The following is a 2336-nucleotide window of genomic DNA, read 5'->3' as shown; positions in this document are numbered from 1 at the left end:
GCCTTGGCGGTACCGATTTCTTCCGCCAACGATTTGCCAACCGTATCAGACAGGGCGATGCGCAGATTGTTAAAAAAGTTCTTGTCAAGAGAACCACCCTCAAGAGCCGTTTGAACGCCTGTGCCAATGGCGGCTTTGATCAAGTTCTTTTCCGCCTCACGGGTGATGCGATCAACCAGAGGAGCCGTTTTGGGCAAGGATTGCCCAACACCAGCCATTTCGGTTAGTTGGCTGGTTAAGCCCGCCGTTAACATCGACGAGACAATGCTGAGAACATTCTTTGAAGAGCCAAGCTCATGCAAGGCACCGGCAATATTGCCGCGATTATTGACAAGAGCCACAGCGCTTTTGTTAATCAGCGCTTGGACACCAGCCTGTATCGCCGCATTCATGGCCGTACTCGAGCCAAGCCCCAAAGCACCGGTAATGGCACTGGCAGCGCCCGAGGCTGCTCCACCCGTAACTGCCGTGACAGCCAAGGCCACGATAGCAGCGCCAGCTTCTGTCAATCCTTGGGCTTTATAATCCCAGTCTTTAAATTCAGCTTTCACTGCTTGCCAATCAACTTGCTTGGATAATTCTGGATCATCACGCAGTTGCTTAATCCATGCCATGCCTGGGGAGCGAGATAATTGTTCAAGAGATTTGTCTAAATCACCGGTTGCCTCATATTCAACAACAAAGCCATCGCCCGCATCAAGCTTTATGCCACCCTTAGCATCTATGGTGACATGCTCGATGGTCTCCTTCAGATAGCCTTTGTCCCTCTCATTCCACCACACAAGATTTTCATTACGCTGATAAACATCCTTAAAATCTTGATCCTTGTTGGTCAGAAACTTTATTTTTCCCGTATCTGATGCCAAATGCGTCTGACCACCACTTTTTGCCCCTATGGCATCGAGCGTGAGATCCCCATTTTGCGCATGCATGGAGAGGTTGCCCTCTGTTTCTATCGTGGTTTTGTTTGTAGTAACTTCTGTTGATTGTTGACGAAACTTATTCTTTTGCTTCGATTTGTCGCCTTCTTTGCCCCTCAGATCCAAATCAAAACTGTTAAAATCTTGCTCTGAAATCGCGTTGAGAGCGCCACCACTGGTGAAATCTCCATTGCCCTTGGCTTTAAACTTTCCCCCAAGGTTCAGTTCACCACCTGTGACAATGGTCAAATCTCCATCACTGTTGACTTCTGTCAAACGGTGCTCACTGCTTTGGGCGTTATAATGCCCTTTTTCCAATGTCTCCTTATGGTCACTCTCTAGCACTAATGAACCAAATGTAGCAGAACCATCGACAATCACCGTCGTCGATCCACCACTGCTCCATTGGCCACCAGTCATGCTTAAATCGCCAAGGGAGTGAATGTTTAAATCCTGTATAGAAATGATTTGAGCCTGCTGCCCGCTCCGATCAACAAAACCATATTCATTCGTGTCACGGATTTTTGCAGTACCATCAATGATTGTCTTCGCATTGAGGGTGATGATATCCCCCAGAATAACCCCTGAAGAGTTGGCTAAAAGATCGCCACTGCTGAGATCTACAGCACCGCTGCCAAGCAAAAAACCACCATCATTAAACAAAGTTTGCGTAGTCGAAACATGCAATGCACCATTACTTGATATGGTGCCACTATTGGTAAGACGGTCCGTCTCTATAGTGACGCCATTGCCTTTCAAACGTGCACTGGCAAGATTTCCTTGCTGCGTTTTTGCCCCATAAACATCTTGTGCTAAAGAAGTGTTTGGTGCCAAATAAACGTGGGGTACCAAGACCCCTTGTCCGTCGACAGGGTGGGTCTCAAGCCAGATCATATCCTTTTTGATCCCAGCAATTTGCTGAGGCGTTAAGGGCTTGCCTAGCTCTAACCCCAAAGGACCTTGCTGCTCCACAGCATTGTCATAGAGCCTTTGCATTTGAGCATTGGGATCTTCAACATCAAGAAGAGTGCGATTGCCTGTCAGCTCGAAGATTTGCTCACCCACCAGACGATATTCAAAATAAGCATCCCCCAACTTTTTGAACACGTGCTCAGGCTTATAATTGCCAATCTTTTTTAAGTAATAGTCCGATCCCAAAAATTTACTTGGGTTGATAAAATCTGGACGCGTCTCGACTAAAAATGGCACATCCGGTGTTTGGGTCTGAGCCAATTCTGTCTTGACAGAGTTAAGCCCATCTTGCGTTGGCACTTGTATGGATTCTGGTGCGGGTGTTTTTGTGCTTGGTGCAAAAAGCCCTTTGTGCCCTTTCAAACCATTGATAATCCCATCTAATCGATCATCACTAATCAGTGGTTTGGAACCGTCAAAATCGGTGTTTTTAACACCAGCCAA

At 47.0% G+C, this 2336-nt stretch carries 1 protein-coding gene; it reads right to left on the bottom strand.

Annotated features, from left to right (window positions below; translation table 11 throughout):
• The coding region (locus tag ACFIMQ_RS09205; RefSeq protein ID WP_375703911.1) for a DUF637 domain-containing protein at positions 1–2336 on the bottom strand (2336 nt) is incomplete at both ends.

This window comes from Bartonella sp. AD13SXNS (assembly GCF_042196465.1).
Classification (GTDB): Bacteria; Pseudomonadota; Alphaproteobacteria; order Rhizobiales; family Rhizobiaceae; genus Bartonella.
This window is presented reverse-complemented; position numbering and strand designations above follow the sequence as displayed.